This window comes from Sinomonas sp. (assembly GCF_036848755.1).
Lineage (GTDB): Bacteria > Actinomycetota > Actinomycetes > Actinomycetales > Micrococcaceae > Sinomonas.
Genome location: NZ_DAIUJO010000211.1, coordinates 1 through 3,005 on the forward strand (window position 1 = coordinate 1; position 3,005 = coordinate 3,005).

At 68.0% G+C, this 3,005-nt stretch carries 2 protein-coding genes; one reads left to right on the forward strand and one right to left on the reverse strand.

Going from position 1 to position 3,005, the window contains the following annotated elements; translation table 11 throughout:
• Positions 1-1,277: isocitrate lyase (gene aceA, locus V7053_RS18520; protein ID WP_334173725.1), on the reverse strand; the 1,277-nt coding region annotated here is incomplete at its 3' end.
• A gap of 109 nt (positions 1,278-1,386) precedes the next feature.
• Between aceA and V7053_RS18525 the strand changes: the two genes are divergently transcribed.
• Entirely contained in the window at positions 1,387-2,922 is a 1,536-nt protein-coding gene (locus V7053_RS18525; RefSeq protein WP_334173726.1) for a helix-turn-helix domain-containing protein, read from the forward strand.
• Positions 2,923-3,005: the final 83 nt, after the last annotated feature.

A 3,005-nucleotide genomic window follows, 5' to 3' on the forward strand; every position in this document is an offset into this window, starting at 1 on the left:
TCGAAGTAGCCGGTGCCCACTTCGCGCTGGTGCTTGGTCGCGGTGTAGCCGCGGTCCTCAGAGGCGAATTCGCGCTCCTGGAGCTCGACGTAGGCGCTCATCCCGTTGCGGGCGTAGCCGTGGGCGAGGTCGAACATCGAGTAGTTGAGGGCGTGGAAGCCCGCGAGGGTGATGAACTGGAACTTGAAGCCCATGGCCCCGAGCTCGCGCTGGAACTTCGCGATCGTGGAATCGTCGAGGTGCTTCTTCCAGTTGAATGAGGGCGAGCAGTTGTAGGCGAGCATCTGGTCCGGGAACTCGGCCTTGACCGCCTCGGCGAACTTGCGGGCGAGGGACAGGTCCGGGGTGCCGGTCTCCATCCAGATCAGGTCCGAGTACGGGGCGTAGGCCTTGGCCCGGGCGATGCAGGGCTCGACGCCGTTGCGCACCTTGTAGAAGCCCTCCGGCGTGCGCACCGGCTGTCCCCCTTCGCGGAGGATGAATTCCTGGTCCCGCTCGTCCACGTCCGAGGTGATGAGCGTTGCGGCCTCGGCGTCGGTGCGGGCGATGATCACGGTCGGCACGCCGGCGACGTCGGCGGCGAGCCGGGCAGCGTTGAGGGTGCGGATGTGCTGCTGGGTCGGGATGAGCACCTTCCCGCCGAGGTGGCCGCACTTCTTCTCCGAGGCGAGCTGGTCCTCCCAGTGAACGCCCGCGGCCCCGGCCTGGATCATCGACTTCATGAGCTCGTACGCGTTCAGCGGGCCGCCGAAGCCGGCCTCCGCGTCCGCCACGATCGGCACGAGCCAGTCCACTGCCTCTCCGTCGACGACGGACGCCTTGCCCTCCGAGAACTCGATCTGGTCCGCGCGGAGGAGTGCGTTGTTGATCCGGCGGACGACGGCGGGCACCGAGTTGGCGGGGTAGAGGGACTGGTCGGGGTAGGTCTGCCCCGAGAGGTTCGCGTCCGCGGCGACCTGCCAGCCGGAGAGGTAGATCGCCTTGAGGCCGGCCCTGACCTGCTGCACGGCCTGGTTGCCGGTGAGGGCCCCGAGGGCGTTGATGTAGCCGGCGCCGTCGGCCCGGCCCTCCGTCACGGCCTTCCACAGCTTCTCCGCACCCAGCCGGGCGAGCGTGTTCTCCTCGACGACCCGGCCCCGCAGCTTCACGACGTCCTCGGCCGTGTAGTCGCGCTGGATGCCCTCCCAGCGAGGATCAGCCGACCACTCGAAAGTGAGGGCCTCGGCCTGCTGCTCAATGCTCTGCGGCTGGGCTGCGCTGCTGGACTGCTCGCTCATCGCTGTCTCCTTCGACGGGTCCTCCGGCTGCTCCGCCGGGAGGAATTCTTCGTGACAACAACTTTTCCGCCTCTGCAACCCGCTCGATAGAGAAAAATGCTGGAAAGAAGTGCAGATCTTCACGTATTCTCAAGAAATGTCGCCTGCACCCTCTTGGGCCCGCCCTGCCGGACCGTCAGCCGCTGTCCGCAAGGGGCTCGACGCCGGGGCCGGGGCGGGAGTGGATGTCATCAGCCTCGGACGGCGAGTACGCCACCTGCGCAAGGCTGCGGGCCTCACGCTGGACGAGCTGGGGGCTGCCGTGGGTGCCGCGGCGAGCCAGTTGAGCCTGATCGAGAACGGCAAGCGCGAGCCGAAGCTCGGCCTCCTGCAGCAGCTCGCGGGGGCGCTTGGCGTGGGCGTGGATGCGTTGCTCGGTGCCGAGCCGCCGAGCCGCCGTGCCGCCCTCGAGATCGAGCTCGAGCGGTACCAGCGCAGCCCGCTCTACGAGTCCCTCAATCTGCCGAAGATCCGCATCAGCTCGCGGACTCCGCTGGATGTTCTCGAGTCTCAGCTCGGCCTGCTGCGCGAGCTCGAGCGCAAGCTCAACGAACAGGTCGCAACCCCCGAGGAGGCCCGCCGCGCCAACGGCGAGCTGCGGCGCATGATGCGCGAGCGCGGAAACTACTTTCCCGAGTACGAGGCCGAGGCCCAGAAGGTGCTGAAGGCCGTCGGCTACCCCGGGGGCCCGCTCAGCCAGCACCTCATCTCCGACATCGCGAACCACCTCGGATTCACCCTCTACCACGTGGGCGACCTGCCGCATTCGACCCGTTCGGTCACCGATCTGAAGAATCGCCGGATTTATCTCACCCAGAACCAGCGCTCGGACCACGACCCCCGTTCGGTGCTCCTCCAGGCCCTCGGCCATTACGTGCTGGGCCACGAGACGCCGGGCAGCTACGGCGATTTCCTCGCCCAGCGAGTGGCCACCAACTACTTCGCCGCGGCTCTTCTGCTGCCCGAGCACACAACGGTCGACTTCCTCCAGCAGGCCAAGGCCCGCAAGGAGATCTCCGTCGAAGACCTCCGCGACGCGTTCGCGGTCAGCTATGAGACCGCCGCCCACCGGTTCACGAACCTCGCGACCCAGCATCTCGGCATCACGACCCACTTCCAGAAGACCCATCAGAGCGGCATCATCTACAAGGCCTACGAGAACGACGGCGTGAACTTCCCGATGGACCACACGGGGGCCATCGAGGGCCAGCCTTCCTGCAAGGCGTGGACGAGCCGGGCGGTCTTCGACGTCCCGGACAAGTTCAGCTCCTACAGCCAGTACACGGACACGATCAACGGCACGTTCTGGTGCACGGCCCGCACCGAGCGCAGTGCCAGCGGCGAGTTCTCCCTCAGCGTCGGGGTGCCGTACCAGCACGTCAAATGGTTCAGGGGGCGGGAGACCACGGCGCGGGCAACGTCCCGCTGCCCTGACCCCGAGTGCTGCCGGCGGCCCCCCGCGCAGCTCAGCGCCCACTGGGCCGGCAACGCGTGGCCCTCGGCTCGCGCGCACTCCCACCTCCTCGCAGCGATGCCGCCCGGCGCCTTCCCCGGCGTCGACGAGACCGAGGTCTACGCCTTCCTCGAGGCCCATTCCGGCGCCTGACTCCTCAACCGGGAGGGCCGGGACGAGATGGCCGGGACGAGATGGCCGGGACGAGATGGCCGGGGGAAGATGAGCGGGACATC